Source organism: Rhodococcus sp. ARC_M12, from assembly GCF_022810385.1.
Lineage (GTDB): Bacteria > Actinomycetota > Actinomycetes > Mycobacteriales > Mycobacteriaceae > Rhodococcoides > Rhodococcoides navarretei.
Map to the genome: position 1 here is coordinate 55,404 of NZ_JALGQI010000016.1, position 21,039 is coordinate 76,442.

General features: G+C 66.3%; 19 protein-coding genes, 1 tRNA gene and 1 pseudogene. 14 read left to right on the top strand and 7 right to left on the bottom strand.

The window, feature by feature from the left end; all coding sequences use genetic code 11:
- Positions 1 to 37: 37 nt before the first annotated feature.
- Positions 38 to 922, top strand: a complete 885-nt coding sequence (locus MTX35_RS19665; RefSeq protein WP_243596575.1) for a pirin family protein — start codon at positions 38 to 40, stop codon at positions 920 to 922.
- Between the two features lie 9 nt (positions 923 to 931).
- Here MTX35_RS19665 and MTX35_RS26070 read toward each other — a convergent pair whose 3' ends face one another.
- The 4 genes and pseudogenes from MTX35_RS26070 to MTX35_RS19680 all read right to left on the bottom strand — a co-directional run bounded on the left by MTX35_RS26070 (position 932) and on the right by MTX35_RS19680 (position 4,111).
- Positions 932 to 1,486 (bottom strand): CBS domain-containing protein, encoded by a 555-nt coding sequence (locus tag MTX35_RS26070; RefSeq protein WP_308198148.1) that lies wholly within the window; start codon positions 1,484 to 1,486, stop codon positions 932 to 934.
- A gap of 125 nt (positions 1,487 to 1,611) precedes the next feature.
- Positions 1,612 to 1,944 (bottom strand): annotated as a pseudogene (locus MTX35_RS26075) (CNNM domain-containing protein); the annotation flags it as partial.
- Positions 1,941 to 3,347 (bottom strand): hemolysin family protein, encoded by a 1,407-nt coding sequence (locus MTX35_RS19675; RefSeq protein ID WP_279396118.1) that lies wholly within the window; start codon positions 3,345 to 3,347, stop codon positions 1,941 to 1,943. The pseudogene MTX35_RS26075 and the gene MTX35_RS19675, both read right to left, overlap by 4 nt.
- 188 nt (positions 3,348 to 3,535) lie before the next feature.
- Positions 3,536 to 4,111, bottom strand: a complete 576-nt coding sequence (locus tag MTX35_RS19680; protein WP_243596576.1) for a ribonuclease H — start codon at positions 4,109 to 4,111, stop codon at positions 3,536 to 3,538.
- A gap of 182 nt (positions 4,112 to 4,293) precedes the next feature.
- Between MTX35_RS19680 and MTX35_RS19685 the strand changes: the two genes are divergently transcribed.
- The 5 genes from MTX35_RS19685 (at position 4,294) to MTX35_RS19705 (ending at position 8,877) form a co-directional block, all read left to right on the top strand.
- The gene (locus tag MTX35_RS19685; RefSeq protein WP_243596577.1) at positions 4,294 to 5,241 is read left to right on the top strand and encodes a DNA-3-methyladenine glycosylase; all 948 of its coding nucleotides are present in this window, start codon (positions 4,294 to 4,296) and stop codon (positions 5,239 to 5,241) included.
- A 51-nt stretch (positions 5,242 to 5,292) separates the two neighbouring features.
- On the top strand, positions 5,293 to 6,237 hold the full coding sequence (locus MTX35_RS19690) for an aldo/keto reductase (RefSeq protein WP_243596670.1): 945 nt from the start codon (positions 5,293 to 5,295) through the stop codon (positions 6,235 to 6,237).
- 61 nt (positions 6,238 to 6,298) lie between these two features.
- Positions 6,299 to 7,564, top strand: a complete 1,266-nt coding sequence (locus MTX35_RS19695) for a multidrug effflux MFS transporter (RefSeq protein ID WP_374230335.1) — start codon at positions 6,299 to 6,301, stop codon at positions 7,562 to 7,564.
- 37 nt (positions 7,565 to 7,601) lie between these two features.
- Positions 7,602 to 8,078, top strand: a complete 477-nt coding sequence (locus MTX35_RS19700; protein ID WP_243596578.1) for a DUF309 domain-containing protein — start codon at positions 7,602 to 7,604, stop codon at positions 8,076 to 8,078.
- 106 nt (positions 8,079 to 8,184) lie between these two features.
- Entirely contained in the window at positions 8,185 to 8,877 is a 693-nt protein-coding gene (locus MTX35_RS19705; RefSeq protein WP_243596579.1) for a hypothetical protein, read from the top strand.
- On the opposite strand, the gene MTX35_RS19710 is transcribed toward MTX35_RS19705, so the two are convergent.
- A complete protein-coding gene (locus MTX35_RS19710; protein ID WP_243596580.1) occupies positions 8,855 to 9,619 on the bottom strand; it encodes a deoxyribonuclease IV in 765 nt (254 codons plus the stop codon). The two genes, MTX35_RS19705 and MTX35_RS19710, sit on opposite strands and share 23 nt — an antisense overlap.
- Before the next feature lie 74 nt (positions 9,620 to 9,693).
- Between MTX35_RS19710 and MTX35_RS19715 the strand changes: the two genes are divergently transcribed.
- From MTX35_RS19715 to MTX35_RS19735, 5 genes are all read left to right on the top strand, one after another.
- Entirely contained in the window at positions 9,694 to 10,428 is a 735-nt protein-coding gene (locus tag MTX35_RS19715) for an ABC transporter ATP-binding protein (protein ID WP_243596581.1), read from the top strand.
- A gap of 53 nt (positions 10,429 to 10,481) precedes the next feature.
- Positions 10,482 to 13,004, top strand: coding sequence for an ABC transporter permease (locus MTX35_RS19720; RefSeq protein ID WP_243596672.1), 2,523 nt, complete (start codon positions 10,482 to 10,484; stop codon positions 13,002 to 13,004).
- Positions 13,005 to 13,187: 183 nt separating this feature from the next.
- On the top strand, positions 13,188 to 15,761 hold the full coding sequence (locus MTX35_RS19725) for an alpha/beta fold hydrolase (RefSeq protein ID WP_243596582.1): 2,574 nt from the start codon (positions 13,188 to 13,190) through the stop codon (positions 15,759 to 15,761).
- Between the two features lie 99 nt (positions 15,762 to 15,860).
- A complete protein-coding gene (locus MTX35_RS19730) occupies positions 15,861 to 16,775 on the top strand; it encodes an alpha/beta fold hydrolase (protein ID WP_243596583.1) in 915 nt (304 codons plus the stop codon).
- Positions 16,772 to 17,410: an LON peptidase substrate-binding domain-containing protein gene (locus tag MTX35_RS19735; RefSeq protein WP_243596584.1), complete on the top strand. Its 639-nt coding sequence runs from the start codon at positions 16,772 to 16,774 to the stop codon at positions 17,408 to 17,410. Before MTX35_RS19730 ends, MTX35_RS19735 begins: the two co-directional genes overlap by 4 nt.
- 52 nt (positions 17,411 to 17,462) lie before the next feature.
- Here the strand turns inward: MTX35_RS19735 and MTX35_RS19740 are convergent.
- Positions 17,463 to 17,536 (bottom strand) — tRNA-Met (locus MTX35_RS19740).
- 78 nt (positions 17,537 to 17,614) lie between these two features.
- Between MTX35_RS19740 and MTX35_RS19745 the strand changes: the two genes are divergently transcribed.
- Positions 17,615 to 18,394, top strand: a complete 780-nt coding sequence (locus tag MTX35_RS19745) for an enoyl-CoA hydratase/isomerase family protein (RefSeq protein ID WP_243596585.1) — start codon at positions 17,615 to 17,617, stop codon at positions 18,392 to 18,394.
- Here the strand turns inward: MTX35_RS19745 and MTX35_RS19750 are convergent.
- The gene (locus MTX35_RS19750; protein WP_243596586.1) at positions 18,377 to 18,994 is read right to left on the bottom strand and encodes a DUF998 domain-containing protein; all 618 of its coding nucleotides are present in this window, start codon (positions 18,992 to 18,994) and stop codon (positions 18,377 to 18,379) included. The two genes, MTX35_RS19745 and MTX35_RS19750, sit on opposite strands and share 18 nt — an antisense overlap.
- A 138-nt stretch (positions 18,995 to 19,132) precedes the next feature.
- On the opposite strand from MTX35_RS19750, the gene MTX35_RS19755 reads away from it, so the two are divergent.
- Complete coding sequence (locus MTX35_RS19755; RefSeq protein ID WP_243596587.1) at positions 19,133 to 19,696, top strand: TetR/AcrR family transcriptional regulator; 564 nt, start codon at positions 19,133 to 19,135, stop codon at positions 19,694 to 19,696.
- Positions 19,693 to 21,033, top strand: a complete 1,341-nt coding sequence (locus MTX35_RS19760) for an AarF/ABC1/UbiB kinase family protein (RefSeq protein ID WP_243596588.1) — start codon at positions 19,693 to 19,695, stop codon at positions 21,031 to 21,033. Before MTX35_RS19755 ends, MTX35_RS19760 begins: the two co-directional genes overlap by 4 nt.
- Positions 21,034 to 21,039: the final 6 nt, after the last annotated feature.

Below are 21,039 nucleotides of genomic sequence, written 5' to 3' on the forward strand. Positions count from 1 at the left end.
CGATTCGAACGCCAACTTCGCGCCATCAGGAGCAGACGTGATCCAGATTCTCACACCACGCGAGGTGCCCCTCGGTGGTCCACGCGCGCTGAAGGTTCGGCGGACTCTTCCACAACGGCAGCGTTCCCTGATCGGAGCATGGTGCTTCGCAGATCACTACGGCCCCGATACCTCGTCGATGGACGTGCCCCCGCACCCACACACCGGATTGCAAACCGTCAGTTGGTTGTTCTCCGGCGAGATCGAGCACCGCGACAGCGTGGGATCGCATGCGATGGTGCGGCCTGGCGAGCTGAATCTGATGACGGCCGGCTACGGCATCAGTCACTCCGAAACCTCGACCCCAGGCACCGAGATCCTCCACGGCATGCAGCTGTGGGTTGCCCTTCCGGCTCGATCTCGATTCACCGCACCGACTTTCGAGCACTATGTGCCGCAGACCCACACGAGCCAAGGGCTGACCGCACGAGTATTCCTCGGCTCACTGCTCGGCGAGACCTCGCCGGTGGCCACGTTCACCCCACTCCTCGGAGCCGAGATCGTGCTCGACGCCGGAGCCCACGTCACCCTCGAGGTCGACCCGACGTTCGAGCACGGCGTCATCGTCGATCAGGGCACGGCGACGATGGACGACACCACGCTCGGTGCAGCCGAACTCGGGTACCGCGAACCGGGCAGCTCGACGCTCGATCTGCGTAATCCGGGCCGCGAGCCGGTGCGGCTGCTGCTGCTCGGAGGACCACCGTTCGGCGAGCAGATCGTCATGTGGTGGAACTTCGTGGGCCGAAGCCACGAGGACGTGGTCGAGTACCGAGCCGCATACGAGAGCGGCAACGAGCAGTTCGGCACCGTCGAGGGCTACCCGGGAGCTCGCCTGCACGCACCGCCGCTGCCCAACAGCCGGATGCAGCCGCGCGGCTGAGCACCTCGGCTACGCGGCAGGGGCTGTGGGTAGCACCCGTTTGATGACGTCGGTGAGCGTGACGACGCCGAGGAACTGTCCGTCGGTCTCGACGACCGCGAGCTGAACACTCCTGTTCCGCATCTGCTCGAGCAGCTCGTAGACGGGCGTCGATCCCTCGACCGTGAAGGCCTCACGCGCGTAGTCGGCAGCCGGCTCGCCGAGATCCGCGAGCAACGTGTCACGGACGTGGACGACGCGAGGCGTCGCGCCGGAGTTCTCGGCCAGCAGCACCCGAAGGTGACCGGACCGCAGCGCCGCCTCCTGTACGTCGGACACCGAAGCACCGTGCGGCACCGAGGTCGTCTTGGAATCCGGCACCGTGATCTTTTCGACCGTCAGTGTCTCGAGTTCGATCACCCGGGTGATCTGGGTTTGCAGCTCCGGCTCGAGCACCCCGACCTGGGAGGAGTACTCGACGAGGTTGCGGATGGTCTCGGCATCGCGGCCACCGACAGCGGCGCTCTCCACCGGTTCCACACCCGACCGTTCGACGAGCGTGTTGGCGATCTTGTTGACCCACACCAGAAACAGCCGGAAGGGGCGGATGAACGCCCGAGACGGCAGCCCGATGATGGTGGCGGCAAGTTCGGGATGCGCGATACCCAGGACTTCGGGGCCATCTCACCGATCACCAGGTGCAGGAACGTCACGAGCAGCAGCGACAGCGCGAACGCGGCGGTTCCGGCCAACCAACCCGGCACACCCCACGAGGTGAATACCGGACCCAGCCACGAATCGACGGCGGGCTTGGTGACGGCACCGAGCGCGAAGGTGCACGCTGTGATGCCGAGTTGGGCACCGGCGAGCATGATCGTGAGCTCGTTCATTCCGCGCAGCGCCGCCCGCACCGATCGGCTCGTGCCTGCCTTTTCCTCCAATCGATGCCTGCGAGCACCGAGCAGCGCGAACTCGATGACGACGAAGAACGCACTCAGTGCGATGAGCAATACCGTCACCGCGACGACGACCCACGCGTTCATCGGTCCGTCTCCTCGGCCGACTCCTGCGAATCCTCGCTGCCATCCGGCGAATTCTCGTGCAGTCTGATTCTCAGCTCACTCGGTACGTGCCGGTCCACCTCGAGGACCTCGACTTCGAGCGACGGACGCGGCGGTACCTCTTCCATCAGGTCGGCCCCGAACACCGCGAGGTCGATACGCACCGTGTCTCCGACCTCGGGCAGATTCCCGCCCTCTGCGATGAGCAGGCCGGCGAGCGTCTCGTAATCGCCTCTCGGCAACAGCATGTCCCGACCGATGGTGCGTTCGACCTCGTCGACGTGGACGTCGCCGTCCATGAGCCACACTCCGTCTTCCTGATCCTCGACGCCGGCAATGTCCTCGTCGTGTTCGTCGGTGATCTCACCGACCAGTTCCTCCGCGAGGTCCTCGATGGTGAGCACGCCCGCGAATCCGCCGTATTCGTCGATGACGCAAGCCAGCTCGTTATTGGTGCTGGACAACAACTCCAGGGCATCCTCGAGCGGCATGAGTTCGGGCACGATCAGCGGTTCTCGCATGATCTCGGTGACCGAACGAGTGTCGTCGGGGGCGGCGGCCAACACCTCGGCGAGCTGCACCACACCGATCGGCTCCTCACGATCGCCGATCACCGGGTACCGCGTGTGCGCACGCACCATCCGCGCCCGCATCTCGCCGATGGCCGTGGCGGGGGTGACCGCGTCCACCCGACTGCGCGGGATCATGGCGTGCTCGACGTCGCGCTCCGGGAAGTCCAGGATGCGGTCGAGCAGCAACGACAGATCCTCGGTGAGATCCCCGCTCGCCCTGGAGTCCTCGATGATGCTCTCGAGATCCTTGGCGGTGGCACTGCTGTCCACGTCGTGTACCGGTTCGACGCGCAGTAGCCGCAGCATCGCGTTCGAGGACTTGTCGAAGAAGGTGATCAGCCAACCGAAGGCGGCCAGATAGATCAGCGTCGACCGGGCGAGGCGTCGGGACAGCGGATCGGGGTTGGCGATGGCGAGGTTCTTCGGATACAGCTCGCCGAAGATCATCTGCACGACGGTCGCGAGCACGAGGGCGCCCACCGTGCCGATCGAAATACCCACCGCTATGGGAACTCCGGCGCTGCTCAACAGTTCGCCCAGCGACTCGCCGATGAACGGCTCGGCCACGTAGCCGACCATCAGACCGGTGACCGTGATGCCCAGTTGCGCGCCCGACAGCATGAACGAGGTGCGCTTGGTGACCTTCAAGGCTCGCTCGGCAGACGCGTCGCCCTTCTCCGCTCCGGTTCGCAGCGTCGCCCGATCGACGGACATGTACGCGAACTCCTGGGCGACGAAGTATCCGTTGGCTGCGATGATCGCGGCGGTGAGCACGAAGCCGAGGAGCAGGGAGAGAAGTGCGGTGATCACCATGCGATCACTCGAAGGCGGACGGACGGATCAGTGTCCTCGGATGCAGCAGCGACCGCGGATTGCTGTGGGGGGTGGATGGAGTGCACAGCGCGCTCGACGCCTCCGATGCGAGAGAATGCGAATTGACTGAAATGTCGCAATACTACCGAGTGTCAATGCGCAATTCCGATGTCGAGCAGGATGCGTGCTCAGAACAGAGTCGGAACCGCGTCTTCCGACGTCTCCCGTGGCGCAGCGGCCGGAGCGGCCGCCTTCCTGGTGGGCGCCGCATCCGCAGCTGTCGGTGCAGGTGCCGTCTCTGTGGATGCGGATACGGCCGGTGACACCGCACCACCCGCCGCCACGGCTCGCGCGGCCTCTCCGGCCAACGCATCGGCCGCCTCGTTGAAGTGATTGCCCACGTGACCTCGGACCCACCGGAACCGGACCGGACCCTCGCGATCGGTGATAGCTCGCTCGATGCTCTGTACCAACTCCAGGTTGCGCACCGGAGTACCGCTCGCGGTTTTCCACCCCTTGCGCTTCCACCCTGCGAGCCATTCGGACGCGCACTTGATGGCGTACTGCGAATCGGACTCGATCAACAGCGGCTCCGGCCCGGGGTGCGCCGATACCGCCTCGAGCAGGGCTCTGAGCTCGGCGACCTGGTTCGTGCCCGAGGGCTCACCGCCGGAGTTGCTCGGCCCTGTGTGGTTGACCCACGCCCACCCGATTGCTCCGCCGGGGTTACGCAGACACGAGCCGTCCGTACTCACGATGATCACGGTCCCAGACCCTACGTCGGGGCACCGACAATCTCGGGGTGACTCGCGCACGAACAGCGAAGCGACTTGCCGGACGGTACCGAGGCCACCGGCGTCGGCCACGGAGGCTCGTCGAAGGTGTCGAATATCGGTCTGTCAGGCACACTCGGTCTACCGGCCCCGATCGTCAGGAGGTGGCACCGATGACCGGCACCACCGACCCCCGTGCCGCAGGTCCGGACGGGATCGCACGCCACGTCACGTCGCAGCAGCGAATGGACGTGCGGATGTCGGTATCGCCCCTGCGCCGAGGCCGCGGCGACCCCACCTACGAGTCGACCGCCGACGGCGCGGTCTGGCGCACGTCGAGAATGAGCTCGGGTCCGGTGACGTACCGCTTGATGCAGGCCTCGAAAACCAGCGTGCAGGCCCGAGCGTGGGGTCCCGGCGCACCCGAACTGCTGGACGCGGTGCCCGCCCTGCTCGGCCTGGACGACGACGCCTCGACGTTCGCGCCGGAGCACCCGATTCTCCAGGAAGCCCACCGGCAGTTGCCGCACCTGCGGCTGGGTAGAACGGGTCTGGTGCTCGAGGCCCTGATTCCGGCGATCATCGAGCAACGCGTGCACGGCATCTCGGCCTTCGGATCGTGGCGATACCTGGTGAGCAAGTTCGGCGAGAAGGCACCGGGACCGACGCCGAAGCCGATGTTCGTCTTTCCCACACCCGACGTGTGGCGTCGCATCCCGTCGTGGGAGTACCACCGCGCCAACGTCGACCCGGCCCGGTCCAAGACCATCGTCCGCGCCGCGCAGGCGGCCGGACGCCTGGAGGAGGCGTCGACGATGACGTCCGAGGATGCAGCGCGCAGGCTGCGGGCGATTCCAGGTGTGGGCGGCTGGACGGCGGCCGAGACCGCGCAGCGCGCGCTCGGCGATCCCGACGCCTTGTCGGTGGGCGACTATCACCTGGCGGCCGTCGTGGGGTGGTCGCTGCTGGGCAGACCCATCGACGACGCCGAGATGGTCGAGTACCTGCAGCCCTTGGCACCGCACAGACATCGAGCGATTCGTCTGCTCTACCTGAGCGGGAAAGCAACCAAACCCAAGTTCGGGCCTCGAACCGCACTGGTGGATCACACGTGGCATTGATCCCTCGCCGCTCGTACAGTCGAGTTGTTCGCCAACGTAAGGGGTTTGTCTGTGGTTGCCATCGGTAGTTCCGATCTGAACATCTTTCCGCTCGCTCTCGGCGGGAACACTTTCGGCTGGACCAGCAACGAGGCTGCCTCCTTCGAGATTCTCGACGCCTTCACCGCGGGCGGAGGCAACTTCGTCGACACCGCAGACTCGTACTCGGCCTTCGCCGACGGCAACTCGGGCGGCGAGTCCGAGACGATCATCGGCAACTGGACCCGAGCCCGTGGAAACCGGGACGACGTCGTCATCGCCACCAAGGTCAGCCAGCATCCCGAGTTCCGCGGACTGGCCCCGAGCAACATCCGAGCCGCCGCCGACGCGTCGCTCTCCCGGCTGCAGACCGACCACATCGACGTCTACTACGCGCACTACGACGACGAGAAGACTCCGCTGGTGGAGTCCCTCGCCGCGTTCGACGAGCTGGTCCGAGCAGGCAAGGTTCGGCACGTCGCCATCTCGAACTACACCCCGGCGCGAGTGCATGAGTGGCTCGAGCTGGCGAAGGAGAACGGGTTCGCTGCTCCGATCGCGCTGCAGCCGCACTACAACCTGGTCGCGCGCCGCGATTACGAGGGCGAATTGCAGAATCTGGCCGTGGAGAACGGCCTCGGCGTGTTTCCGTACTTCTCCCTCGCCGCCGGGTTCCTGACGGGCAAGTACCGCACCCGCGAGGACTTGGCCGGCAAGCAACGGGAACGCCTGACCACGGGATACTTCTCCGACGCCGGTCTCGAGGTGGTGCAGGGTCTGCGCGAGATCGCCGAATCGCGATCGGCGGAAGTGTCGAGTGTGGCCCTGGCCTGGCTGCTGGCGCGCCCCGGCGTCACAGCCCCGATTGCGAGCGCGAGCACGATCTCCCAGCTACCGGCTCTGCTCGACGCACCGGCCTTGGCTTTGACCGGCCAGGAAGTGGAGAAGCTGACCGTACTGTCCGACGCCGTGGCGTAGAACACGAAAGTTGTAGACAGCAACTGGGAACAGAACGAGTGGCCCGGTTGCTGATCCTCGGGTGGCCCAAGCACCGAACACGTCAACAGCCGAGAACGCCGTAGCCGAAGCACCGGTACCGATCACGTCCCCCGAGCCGACGTCCAGGGAACGCCTGCGGGTGATTCTCGTGCTCGGCGCGCTGATCGCCCTCGGTCCGCTGACCATCGACATGTACCTGCCGGCGCTTCCCGCCATCGCCGACGACCTGAACACCCCGTCGTCGGCGGTGCAGCTCACCCTCGCAGGCACATTGATCGGGCTCGCCCTCGGCCAACTCGTGATCGGGCCGCTGTCCGACATCGTCGGTCGACGCCTCCCCCTGATCGTCGGCACGGGAGTGCACATCCTGGCGTCCGTCGCCTGCATCGTGGCTCCCAACATCGCCGTTCTCGGAGGCCTACGCGTCGTGCAGGGTCTGGGTGCTGCCGCTGCTGCCGTGGTCGCGATGGCCATCGTGCGAGACCTGTTCAGCGGCCGCGCGGCGGCAACCGTCCTGTCCCGGCTGATGCTCGTCATGGGCGTCGCACCCGTGCTGGCTCCCTCGCTCGGCGGTGCCGTGCTGTTGGTCGGATCGTGGCGTCTCGTCTTCGCTGCGCTGGCGATCATGGGCGTCGCTCTGATGACACTGGCCATCGTGTCGCTGCGCGAGACTCTGCCGCCCGAGCGTCGCCGTGCACGCGGGGTCATGCCGGTGCTGCGCACTTATCGCTCGCTGCTGCGCGACGCTCAGTTCGTGGTGCTCGTTCTCGTCGCCGCACTGGCGATGTCCTCGTTGTTCGCGTACATCGCCGGATCGTCGTTCGTCCTGCAGGAGGAGTTCGGCCTCGACGAGCAGCAGTTCGCGATCGTCTTCGCCGCCGGTGCGATCTCGCTCATCGGCGCATCGCAACTCAATGTCCTGCTGCTCGGGCGCTTCGCTCCCGTGCAGATCGTGTTGGCGGCGCTGTCGTTCGCCGTGCTGTCGGGTGGGGTCATGGCTGTGCTGGCGATCGCCGGGATCGGCGGCATGGCCGGCTTCGTGGTTCCGCTGTGGTTCGTGCTCGGCGCCGTCGGATTCGTGATGCCCAACGCCCCGGCACTCGCGCTGTCCCGGCACGGTGAAGCGGCGGGCGGTGCCGCAGCACTGCTCGGAGCGGCCCAGTTCGGACTCGGTGCCATCGTCGCCCCGATCGTCGGCGCACTCGGGAACGACGCAGTAGCCGTGTCCACGACGATGGTCGTGACCTCCGCCGCCGCTTTGGTTGCTCTCGGAGTCATCACCACGCGCTCGTCGTCCCGTCGATGAGCTCGCCGCGGGGGCGGCACACACTAGGGTGACGGCCATGGCCGAACGCGAACGTGATGCGCAGGGCAAGCCCCTCAACGCACGGCCGCGAGACGGTCTCGGTCGTCCGCTTGCCCGAGGCGGTGCCGGAACCCCGCGGGTGCCCGACGACCTACGGCTCCCACCTGCCGCAGCTATCGTCGAGGCGCAGAAATTTCTGGACGCGAACATGCCGTTCCATGCGCACGAGGTACTCGAAGGCACGTGGAAGAGCTGCCCAACCGACGAGCGGCCGTTGTGGCAGGGCCTCGCCCAGCTCGCCGTCGGGTTGACCCATCTGATGCGCGGCAATCGCGTCGGTGCCGGTTCGCTCCTCCGGCAGGGACACGACCGTCTGATCGGTTTCGAGCCCGACCCTCCCCACGGTCTGGATGTGGCCGGTCTGTTGCGCTGGTCCGAGGGCCTGCTCGACGACCTGGAGACCGGAACGTTGCCGATCGCTCCAGGCATACCGGCATTACGCGCCACCGACTGAACCGATCCCGACAGGGGCGACCTGACATTCGACGCCCGGCTCGAGCTAGCCTGATGGAGATTAGGTAAGGCTAGGACAATCCGATTCGGAAGTGGGGTTCCTCGGCGTGACCGTGTTCGCACCGCTACGACTCGCGCACCGCGAGACGATCAGCCCGGCCCAGCTCGGACGCACTCTCTGCACCGAGGTGGCCGAGCAGGTTCCGTACTGGGTCGCCGTCCTGACACCGGCGGAGCGCCCGCTGCTCACCGAACGGCCCACGTCGTTCGAGCTGACCTCGGTGACATTCGCAGTGCCGAACGGCGTCCACCGGCCCCGCGTCCTGCTGCTTGCAGCTCTGGGATCGGCAGTGTGTACGTGGCAGAGAAACAACTGTCGCGGATCCTCGGCCGGTGTGCTGGTCGACCTCGATCTCGAGGGCACCGCAGCAGTTCACCCGGTCCGGCTCCCCGCGGTCCAAACCGACGCTACCCAGGGCAAGCACCTTCTCGACGACGTCTCGAGCCGACTCGCCTCGGTGCCCAACGGTGGCCGCGACTACGCACTGACGCGTAACTACCCAGCTCTGGCTTCGCGCGCGGGAGCGCAGATCATCGTCCGTGACGATGCCTTGGCAGAGCCCAGCCGCGATCACGCCATCGACATCGCCATCACCGCAGCAGGGTCCGGTGCCGCGCAAGCACACGTGACCTGGGCTGCAAATCTTGGAGGAATCGACGAGCTGATCCGGCTATGGACGGAGGCCGTACACCGGCTCGCGACGACGACATCCGCCACTACAGACTCTTCAGCAGCCTGACGTCGTCCTCGATACCCTCGGGCGGAGTTTCGAGGATCACCGGCGCGTCGGCAGCCAGAGCGACGGCGGTCAGAATTTCGGCGTCGATGGTTCCGGTGCCGAGATTCGCGTGCCGGTCCCTGGCCGAGTCGAACTCGTCGCGCGAGTTGTTCAGGTGCACCAGATCGATGCGTCCGGTGATGGCCTTGATGCGGTCGACCACGTCGACCAGATCCTCGCCCCCGGCCCACGCATGACAGGTGTCGAGGCAGAAGCCGGCACCGAATTCACCGATCGCGTCCCACAACCGGGCGATGTCGTCGAAGTGGCGCGCCATCGCGGAATCTCCGCCCGCGGTGTTCTCGACGAAGATCGGCACCGCGAAGCCACCCTGCTCGGCCTGCCGCTCGAACAGCTTGCGCCAGTTGTCGATTCCCTTGGCAGTATCCTCGCCCTCGCGAACGTGGCCGCCGTGGACCACGAGTCCGATGGCCCCGATCTCGGCGGCAGCGGCAGCCTGCTCGACGACGGCCTTGCGTGAGGGAATCCGAATTCGATTGTTCAAGCTCGCCACGTTGAGGACGTAGGACGAGTGCACCACCACGTCGACGTCACCGCTGAGCAGCGCCTCCCCTTGCGGATGCGGCTCCAGCTTGTTCCACTTCTGCGGATCGGTGAGGAACATCTGGACGAGGTCGACGCCGAGCGCCTCGGCCGTACCGAGAGGGTCGCTGCTGTCGCGGACATGTGCTCCGATACGCATGACGTCCATCATAGGGTGGTGTTCAGGGTCTCCCCTGATAGCGACCGGCGCAGAACGCTGGAACACTGGCACGCATGAGCGACATTGCCGCACGCGCGGTCGACGTATCGAAGGTCTACGGTTCAGGGGACACCCAGGTTCACGCACTGTCCGGGGTGAGCGTCGATTTCGCGCGCGGAGAATTCACCGCCATCATGGGCCCGTCGGGCTCGGGCAAGTCCACACTGATGCACTGCCTGGCCGGCCTGGACACCGCATCCTCGGGAACGGTGACCATCGGCGACACCGAGCTGACAGCGCTCTCCGACAAGGAGATGACCGGATTACGCAGGGACCGAATCGGATTCGTGTTCCAGGCCTTCAATCTGGTGCCGACCCTCACCGCGCTGGAGAACATCACGCTGCCCCTGGACATCGCCGGCCGCACACCGGATCAGGCCTGGCTCGACACCGTGGTCGACAAACTCGGCCTGCGCGATCGCCTCGACCACCGCCCCAGCGAGCTCTCGGGCGGACAGCAGCAGCGAGTGGCGTGCGCCCGAGCACTGGCCGGCCGACCCGACATCGTGTTCGGCGACGAGCCGACCGGCAACCTGGACTCTCGCTCGTCCGGTGAGGTGCTGTCGATTCTGCGCACTGCCGCAGACGAATTCGATCAGACCGTCGTCATCGTCACCCACGACCCACGCGCGGCCAGCTACGCCGACCGCGTCGTGTTCCTCGCCGACGGTGCCGTCATCGATCAGCTGAACTCGCCCACGGCCGACGCCGTACTCGAGCGGATGAAGAAGCTGGAGACCGTCCGATAATGGCGCACTCGGTAGCCAAGAAGGCTCCACGACGGGTGGCGTCGGGCAATCCCATGCGCAAGGTCTCCCTGAGAAACCTTGCTGCACACAAGGTTCGGCTGGCACTGACCGTGCTGTCCGTCGTGCTCGGCACCGCGTTCGTCGCGGGTTCGTTCGTCTTCACCGACACCCTCCAGCGCACCTTCTCCTCACTGTTCGCCGATACCGCACAGGGCGCAGACGTACGAGTGAGCCCCGAGGACGCGCGCTCCTCCGGCGTGCCGAACGAGGACATCGCGGCGATCTCGGCGTTGCCGAACGTGCGCGCCGTGTCCCCGTACGTCGGCGGGCAATTGGTGCTGCTGGGGTCGGACGGTGCCGCGGTGCAGTCCGGCGGCGCACCGACCATCGGTGAGTCGTACCTCCCGGACGACCAACGACTCGCTGATCCGACGACCTTCGTCGACGGCTCTGCTCCCACCGCTCCCGGGCAGGTCGCGATCAACGCCGGCGGTGCCGAGCGTGCCGGGCTGAAGGTGGGCGACGCGAGCCAGGTCCTCGTCCCCTCCAAAGGCATCACCGACATTACGATCGCCGGAATCTACTCCACGCCAACCGAATCCGGCGGCTACATCGGAATCCAGTTCGTCCAGAGTCAGGCGAACGAGTTGTTCACCGACGGTGCCCACGTGCAGTACATCGACGTCGCGGGCAACGATCTGGCCGCGCAAGGGCTGACTCAGAGCGATCTGCGCGACGAGGTCGCCGCGGCGTTTCCCGATCTGAAGGTCCAGACTGCCGCGGACGTGCAGGCCGAGACTCAGGCCGAGGTCGAATCGGCCCTGTCGTTCATCAACTACTTCCTGCTCGCGTTCGGTGGGATCGCCCTGCTCGTGGGCACCTTCATCATCTACAACACGTTCTCCATGATCGTCGCCCAGCGAGTACGCGAGCTGGCCCTGCTGCGTGCCGTCGGAGCCAGCCGCGGGCAGGTCAGTCGATCGGTCGTCCTCGAAGCGCTCGTCGTCGGCATCATCGGAAGCGTGCTCGGATTCGCAGGCGGAGTCGGTCTGGCATACGGGCTACGGGCACTGCTCAACGCCTTCGACCTGGGTCTACCGTCGGGACCGTTGGCACTCGAGCCGCGCACCGTTGTCGTCGCGTTCGCCGTCGGCATCGTCGTCACCGTGCTCAGCGCATACGCACCGGCTCGGCGAGCGGCCAAGATTCCGCCGGTCGCCGCGATGCGGGAGGAGTTCGCCTCTGCCGGCGACACCCTGCGCACCCGAACGTTCGTGGGCATCGCGCTGGGAATCGCCGGCGCAGCCGCGCTGGTCGTCGGCGCGCAGTCGACCGGCGGAGCGGCCGCGGCCACCGTCGGCGCGGGTGCCGTTGCGCTGATCGTCGCCACCGCACTGGCCGCACCGTCGCTGTCACGGCCGATCGTCGGAGCGCTCGGTGCCGTCATCACCCGCCCGTTCGGAGCCATCGGGCGCTTGGCCAGGACGAATTCGGTGCGCAATCCGCGCCGCACCGCAGCCACCGCGTTCGCCCTCATGCTCGGCCTCATGCTCGTGACCGTGATCGGCGTGCTCGGATCCACCGCCAAGGCCAGCGTCGACTCACTCGTCGACACCGGCGTCGAGGCGGACTACATCCTCTCCGGCCCCCAGTCGATCGGCGTTCCGACCGGCGCGACGACGGCCGCGCAACAGGTGACAGGCGTGGACCGCACTGCGGTGCTGCACCCGGTGTTCGTCACCATCGCCGGCCAGGAGGAGTACGGCGCCGCCATCGACGGCTCGCCGGAAGGACTGCTCGAGCTGTCGATGGTCCAGGGCACTGCAGACCTGGACAGCAACGGATTCTCGGTCTCGGAGACCGAAGCCGCCGCTCGCGGATGGACCGTCGGGACCGAGGTCACCTTCGACACCGTGGACGGAGCCTCCGTCCCGGTGACCGTCACCGGAGTGTTCACCGACAACCCACTGATCGGGAACTGGATCGTCTCCGGAGACATCTATCAGGAGGTGACGCCGTCCATCACCAGGTCCGACCTCCTGGTTCTGGTCAAGGCCCAGCCCGGCACGGACCTGAGCACACTGCGCACCGACCTCGAAGCCGCCACCAAGCCCTTCGTCGTGGTGCAGGTTCAAGACGTGGAGCAGTTCAAGGGCAGTCAGGGACAGCAGATCGACACGCTGCTCGCCGTCCTTTACGGCCTTCTGGCTCTGGCCGTCGTCATCGCAGTACTCGGCATCGTCAACACCCTGGCTCTGTCGGTCGTGGAGCGGCGTCGGGAGATCGGCATGCTGCGTGCGATCGGAATGCAGCGACCCCAGGTCCGACGCATCATCTACCTCGAATCGCTGCTCATCGCGCTGTTCGGCGCGATCGTGGGCGTCGCCCTCGGCATCGCGTTCGGGTGGGGATTCGTGCAGACCCTTCGTGACGAGGGCCTGGGCAGCATGACCGTGCCGTGGGGCCAGGTGGTGTCGATGCTGCTCGGATCCGCCGTCGTCGGCGTGCTGGCGGCCCTGTGGCCGGCCGTGCGGGCCGCCCGCACGAAGCCGTTGGAAGCAATAGCCGACCTCTAGAACGAGGCCCGAATCGGACCGGGCATTCCGCAACGACACCCGATTGTTGTGGAATGTCCGGTTTTCGGCTTGCACAAAAAGGTCGTACACGTCTACCTTCGAGGAGGTAAAACAGTCTTCAAGTAGGTTTGCGGCTCGTAAACCTACTTCGTCACCGCGGGTCGGGCTCGTACAAGGAGAATCATGTCGATTCAGGACATCGATGCGCCGATGCGATTGGCTCTGGCCCCATTGTGCCGGCCCGAACGCCGCGACACGCTGATGGCCCGCTACCGCGAGGTGGCGCACGCCCTTCCTGACGCCGTCGCACTCACCGCGGACGACGCCTCGCTCACCTTCGACGAACTCCTCCATCGCGCCTACTCGCTGGCCCGCAAGATCGCCACACTCTTTCCCGCCGATTCTCGGCCGCTCGCCGTCGACGCCGACGCCACGACGGATTCGATCGTGCTGATGCTGGCCGTCGTCGCCGCAGGCCATCCACTCGTGCCCCTCGACCCCATGCTGCCCGCCGAACGGCGCGTCACGATCATCGACCAAGCCGCCGCGACCGCGATCGACTCCGCCACCGTCACCGCCACCATGGACTCCTGCGTTCCGTTGCCGACCCTGTCGGGCGACCACACCGCGGTGATCAACTACACCTCGGGCTCCACCGGCACCGCCAAAGGTGTGATCCTCAGCCACCGGATGTGCCTGACCAAGGCGTACGAGGTCGCGAACGCGTTGGCTCTCGGCCCACACGACCGCGTCGGAAACTCGCTGCCGGTCAGTTTCGGTGCCGGCCTGAACACACTGTTCGCAGGACTGCTCGCCGGTGCAGCGGTGTATTGCCGCGACCCTCGATCAGGCGTCCCCAGCAGCACCGTCGAGTGGATCGCCGCGAATTCACTGACCACGCTGCACTGCTCGTCGTCGCTGCTGCGCGCGGTGTCCGCTTCCGACCACCGACCACCCGACCACACAGACGGCGGGCGCGCAGCCGTACCGACTCTGCGCATCGTCACCACGTACGGCGAGTCACTGCACTCCGACGACGCCGACGGTTTCAGACGCAATTACGGCAGCCGGACCACGGTGGTCAACTGGTACGCGACCACCGAGGCCGGTGCCGTCGCCTACGACGAGTACCCGTTCGATCGAGTTCTGCCCTCGGGCTTCCTGCCTGCCGGCAGGCCCATCGCAGGCAAGCTCGTCGAAGTCGTCACCTCCGACGGGTCGACGTGTGCACCCGACGTGATCGGCGAAGTGCGGGTCACGTCGAATTGCTTGGCCGACGGTTACCTCGGCGGCGCCGGTCCTGACTCCCAACGATTCGCGGCACTCGACGACGGCCTGTTCCGATACCGCACCGGTGATCTGGGAAGACTCGACGAACACGGGACGCTGCATCTGGCCGGACGCATCGACGACGCGGTCAAGGTACGGGGATATCTGGTCGAGCCGGCCGAGGTCGAGGCAGCCCTACGCGCCATGCCGGAGATCGGCGACGCCGCGGTGATCGGTAGGAACTCCGGCAACGGCACCGACCTCGTCGCCTACGTCTGCGCAGCCCGATCCGGTCGACGACCCCCGGTCGCCGAGATCAGGGCGGGGCTGCGCCGGACGTTGCCGGAATGGATGGTGCCCGCTCACGTCGTGGCGCTCGACGTGATGCCTCGCAACGAACGCGGCAAGGTGGACCGACGGGCACTGCCCGAGCCGGCCGATCGGCGAGTCGAGCGCATGGCGGTCGGCCCCACCGAGTTCATCGTGGCCGAGGCCGCCCGCGCCGCGATCGGTCTCGACACCATCGGACGGGACGAGGATTTCCTGGCCCTCGGCGGCAACTCGCTGACCACCACGGCAATGTTGGCTCACCTTCGGGAGGGGTTGAAGATCGACCTGACGCCGGAGGACGTGTTCGCGGCGACGACCGTCAGAACGCTGGCCGCGACAGTCGACGCTCGACTGGAGGACGCTGCGACGGCTCGTCGGCGCACCACCGGCGAACAGGACGTGCTCGTGCCGCTGCGCACCGAGGGCAGCAAAGTACCGATCTTCCTCGTCGGTGGTGCAGGCGTCGGCGCGATGGCGTTCCTGAACCTCGTCAAACACATCGACGACGACCATCCGGTGTATGCGCTGCAGGCACACGGCCGCGGCAAGCGCGGACGGCCGGACCGCACCATCCGGCGGACCGCGAAGCGATACGTCGACGCGATTCGTACTGTCCAACCCGAGGGTCCGTTCCACCTCGTCGGCCACTCGCTCGGCGGCTGGATCGCGATCGCGATGGCGGAGGAGATCAGAGACTCCGGACTCGGCTCGCCGCACCTCCTGCTCCTCGACACGCGGCTGTTTCGACATCTGCTGGACAAGCTGCCCGGCGGTACCGCGGTTCCGGCTGCTCCACCGGCACAAACGCGAGAAGAGGCAGGCTTTCACCTCGGCCGCGTCGGGACGGCCGCACTCTGGGTGCGGATGCAGTGCGCCGGGTTGCTGCGATACCCGACGACGATGGAATGGTTGGTCTTCGCGAGCATCGGGTACGTCGCTCTGAACAAGCACGTGCCGACTCCGTGGTCAGGTTCGATGACCGTGGTTCGCACAGCAGAAAACGTGAAGGATCTCAGGTCGTGGCAGACGGTCGCTCGTGGTGAACTGACCTTCGTCGACATCTCCGGGGATCACGTCGACATGTTGCGTGAACCGATGGCCGAGCAGTTGGCCGAGGTCATCACGAACACCTTCGACGAAGCGGACCTCGCGCGCTGACCGACGGTCTGTCGCGGTGCCGGCTCAGCTTGTACGTTTGTGCCAACGGCTCACCGAGCCGCGCGACGATCCGGGAATCACACGACGAGGAGGTCGACCATGAGTTCATCGTACGAATTGCAGTCGGTAGAACTACACAAGGACGTCCTGCGATACGTGGACATGGGCGATGGCCCGCCCGTGATCCTGGTGCACGGTCTGCTCGGATCGCATCAGTCCTGGGGCCCGCAGCTCGAACGTCTGTCGCTGAAATATCGGGTCATCGCACCGGATCTGTTCGGTCACGGTGACTCCGACAAGCCGACCGGCGACTACTCGCTGAGTTCGCATTCGGCCACCATCCGCGACCTGATGGACCACCTGGGCATCGACTCCGCTCCGATGGTGGGTCACTCTCTCGGCGGCGGCATCATCATGCAGCTGACGTACCTCTTTCCCGAGCGAGTGGATCGCCTGGCGCTGGTCAGCAGTGGCGGCCTCGGCACCGAGGTGAGCCTGCTCCTCAAGGCTGCGACGCTGCCCGGTAGTGAGCTGGTGCTGCCGCTGCTCGCATCGGATTGGTTCCGCAAGCGCACCGAGGGCGCGCTCGCGCAGCTGGGCAAGTGGGGTCTGCCGGTCGAGCCGGGGCCGAGCATGGCCGAGACCTGGAGGTCGTTCCGGTCGGTCGCAGACCGCTCCACCCGCGGGGCGTTCCTGGCGTCGACGCGAGCAGTGGTGGGTCCGCGCGGTCAAACCGTCAGCGCCAAGCAACATTTCGAGAAGTTCGAGTCGATTCCTTCGCTGCTCGTCTGGGGCGGCAAGGACCGGATGATTCCTGCCAAGCACGCAGACAACATTCGACGCGAGGTTCCGAACAGCCGCGTCGAGATATTTCCCGATGCCGGTCACTTCCCGCAACTCGACGAGCCGGACTTCTTCTTCCGTCTGCTGGACGAGTTCTTGAATGCGAACGGAGCGGAGAAGAACGCAACCGCCGAGATCAGCCCGGCAGTCATGCCGTTGCAACGCCCGTGAGCGTCGTTCCCATGTTTCCGCTCGGCAGCGTGCTGCTCCCCGGCGAACGCTTGCCACTACACATCTTCGAGCCGCGGTACCGAGCTCTGGTGCACGATTGCCTGAAGCAGGACGATCCGAGTTTCGGCGTGGTACTCATCGCGCGCGGGCACGAGGCCGGTGGCGGCGACGTGCGGCACGACGTGGCGACGACCGCTCACATCATCGCCCACGAGGCCATCGGTGACGGCCGATATCTGCTCGAATGCGTCGGTGGTGAACGGATCAGGATCGACGCCTGGCTGCCCGACGATCCGTACCCCCTGGCCGATGTTCGACCGTGGCCCGACGAAGACGCCGACGCCGTGATCGCCGACTCCGAGTTCGACGCCACCTGGGCGCGAGTCGAGGACCTCTACGAGCTGATCGGCCGCCTCGAGTCGACGGAGAATATTTCCACTCCCGGCGTTCCGGACTTTCTGAGCCTGCCGATCTCGGCTGCCGAGAAGATCTGGTCGCTGGCCGCACTGATACCGATGGGGCAGTCCGATCGACTCGACATCCTGTCTGCGCCGGACGCCAGAGCACGTATGACCGCCCTCGACGACGCCATCGAGAATGTCACCGCCGTCGTGCAATTCAGACTGCAACCCTGAGGCAGAAACACATCAGGCCCGACATCATCGATGCCGGGCCTGATGTGCGTAGTAGCGGGGACAGGATTTGAACCTGCGACCTCTGGGTTATGAGCCCAGCGAGCTACCGAGCTGCTCCACCCCGCGTCGGGTGTTCACCACGCTACATGCCATCTCGGCAGTCTCCCAATCGCCAGGTCAGCCGCACGCTCTACGGTTCTCCTCATGCCCACCGCACTGTCTCCCGTCCTGACTTTCCCGCACGACGCCGTCGCGCAGATCACGCTGAGCAACCCGCCGGTCAATGCTCTGACCCGTCCGGCGACGCGGCGACTGCGCGCCGTCCTTCTCGAGTTGCTCGACGACGCTGCGGTTCGGGCCGTGGTTCTCACCGGCGACCGGGTGTTCAGCGCCGGCTCGGATATCTCCGAGATGCCGGAGATGCAGGACCGCGGTGACGTGCTCGCCCGCAAGAGCATTCTCGAGAACGCCACCCTCGAGATGCTGGACGATCTGCCGCTGCCCACGGTCGCCGCGATCGACGGATTCGCGTTGGGCGGCGGCCTGGAACTGGCACTGTGCTGCGACCTCGTCGTCGCCGAGGCGGGGGCTCGACTCGGACTCCCGGAGATCGACCTCGGTGTGGTCCCCAGCAGCGGCGGGTCCATGCGCGCGCTACGGCGGGTCGGTCAGGCGCGCGCCGCCGAACTGGTCTTGCTCGGTGAGCCGGTCTCGGCCGAGACGGCTCTGGAGTGGGGTCTGATCAATCGCGTGGCTCCACGTGGACAGTCGTTGTCGGTGGCACTGAGTGTGGCGCAGACGCTGGCGCGAAAATCGCGCTCTGCCGTTCGGGCGAACAAGCGTGCCCTCGCGCTCACGTTCGGCGAGTCCCCTGGCCTACCTGCACGACGGGCACTGCCGGTGTTCGAGGAGGCGTTCGAGTCGGCCGACGGCAAGGAGGGCGTGCGCGCGTTTCTCGCCAAGGAGTCACCCCACTTCGGATAGACGGCGCTTGACCAGAATCGTTGCGCCGGTGACGATCTCCCATCCGATGATCGTGCAGACCGAGATGCGCTCGAATGTTCCGCCGCCGAGGATTCCGGTGTCGGCGAGAAACAGAGCGAGCCCCACCAGGCCGGCCACTCCTGCGGTCGCACTGCCGACGGTGTACCACCGCGGCGCGCCGACGCTGCCGCCGTATCGGCCTACGGCCAGCAGCACCAGATTGCCGCCGATGATCGCCATGCCTGCGCCCACCGCATGGGGCGTCGACGCTCCGTCGACCGAGGCGTGGGCGAGCCCGACGACGATGCTGCCGACACCGTGAACGACGGAGGTGCCGGCCACGATCCACCGCGCACGGCCCTCGAAGAGCACCGACAGTCCCAGCCCCGCCAGGACGAACAACGTGCCGTCGACGGCGAAGCCGGTGTTCATCACCGCGTGCAGCGGCGAGAGGTCGGGGATTCCGAGGTCGCTGATGTTGTTGCGGGCGTAGCTGTACGGCCGGTCCGTCCAACCGAGCGCGGCGACGGCTTCGGCGGCCAGATAGGTCACCCCGCCGACGAGGAAGGCTCCGGCTGCCAAGACGGTGGTTCTCTTCACAGCTGCAGTATCCACTGCGCTCACCTCGATGGGTCATTCCGCGGGCTCCGCTCCCGCGACCCCCATGGGTCATTCCGCAGGCTCCACTCCCGCGACCCCGATACACCCGCCGTGTACCGATTGGTACAGTACCGGCTCATGAGCGATCGCCACGACGTGGTGCCGATACTCGCAGGGGTGTTCCGCGACCACGGATTCGACGGGTCGTCCCTCTCGGTCATCAGCAAACAGACCGGCCTGGGGAAAGGCAGTCTCTATCACTACTTTCCGCGAGGAAAGCAGGAGATGGCCGAGGCCGTCCTCGACGACGTGGAGCAGTGGTTCCAGCACCACGTGTTCGAGCCGTTACGACTCGGCACCGACGCTGCGTCGACCACCCACGAGATGTTCGAGCAGACCGCGCGATATTTCCGGTCGAACCGCCTGGTGTGCCTGTTCGGGGCGTTCACTCTCGGACTCGAACGCGCGGTCTTCTCGGGCCGTGTCGCTGCCCATTTCACTCACTGGATCGAGGCACTCACCCCGGTGCTGCGACGAATGGGCCACGGAGACTCCGCAGTCGAACTGGCCGAGGAGATCGTGGCCGGCATTCAGGGCGCGCTGGTGCTCTCGCGCGCATCGGGCGATGTGGAGAGGTTCGATCGACTGTTGGCGCGTCTGGAAGCCTCGGCCGCACGCATTCCCGCAGGAGTGCTCCAGTGACCCCGACGCCGGCACCGGAGCTGAGGAAATTCGGGATACGAGAACTGTTGCGGCTGATCGTCATCGGCTCGGTACTGACGTTCTTCCAGTTCGTCGCGATCGGGCGCTGGATTCGGGCCCCTCGGCGCGGGTGGCCGCTGCACGCCTCGGAAGCCGTCGTCGACGCCTTCTTCGTTCTCGGTCCCACCTTCGTCAAGGTCGGACAGTTGATGGGGTCGTCGCCCGGGTTGTTTCCCAAGGTCCTCGCCGATACCTGCCTCCGCTGCCTCGACGAGGTGCCACCGTTCCCCGGGTCGCAGGCGCGTGCGGTGATCGAGGCCGATCTGGGCCGCGGAATCGACGAGCTGTTCTCCTCGTTCGACGACGTGCCTCTTTCGTCCGCCTCGGTCGCTCAGGTGCACCTGTGCGTGCGCCGCGACAACGGGCGTGAAGTGGTCATGAAGGTGCAGCGGCGGGGCATCTACCACCGCATGAAGATCGACCTGCGCATCGCCTACCTCATCGCGCGCGGCCTCGAGAAGTTCATTCCGTTCTTCGCCACAGCCAACGCGTCGGCCATCATCGTCGACCTGCATGCGGCCACGTTCGCCGAGCTGGACAGCGCCGTGGAAGCCAAGCGGCAGGACAGCTTTCGTGCGGCCATCGGTGCGTTCGACGACAACGCCCACGTCACGGCGCCCGAAGTGTTTCTCGACTACTGCGGCGGACGGGTCATCTGCATGGAACGCATGCACGGCTCCCCACTCGACCGCTACGAACCAGGAGAGCAGTCCGAGCTCATCGTCCGCCGTGCAGCCAAGGTGTGGATGGAAGCGCTTGTGCTGCACGGCCTCTTCCACGGTGATGTGCATGCGGGCAACGTGTGGGTCCTCGACGACGGCCGGGTGGCGTTCCTCGACTTCGGCGTCATGGGCGAAGTGGACGAGCAGTGGCGCGCTCTGCTGCTCGACCTGTTCCACGCCACCGTGATCGACGGCGACTTCACTCGACTCGCCGGCACCGTCAAGCGGCTGGGAATCGTTGCTCCGCAGATGGGTTCGGATGCCGAGGTCGGCGCGATCCTGCAGTCGGTGTTCGCTCCGATGCTCTCGGCGACCCTCGCGCACTTCAGTCTGGCGGACTTCATTCGGGCGCTGGTGAGTATGGGCAAGCAGTACAAGACGTCGAGTCCCGAGGAACTGATCCTGGTGGCAAAACAACTCGGCTACTTCGAGCGATACGCCATCGAGCTCGCGCCCGACTGGGCGCTCGGCACCGACCCGTTCGTGTTCAAGAACGTCTTCCCCGCCGAGATCGCGGCCCTGGCCGAGGCGCGAGGCGTCGAGCTACCGGAGTGAGGCGGT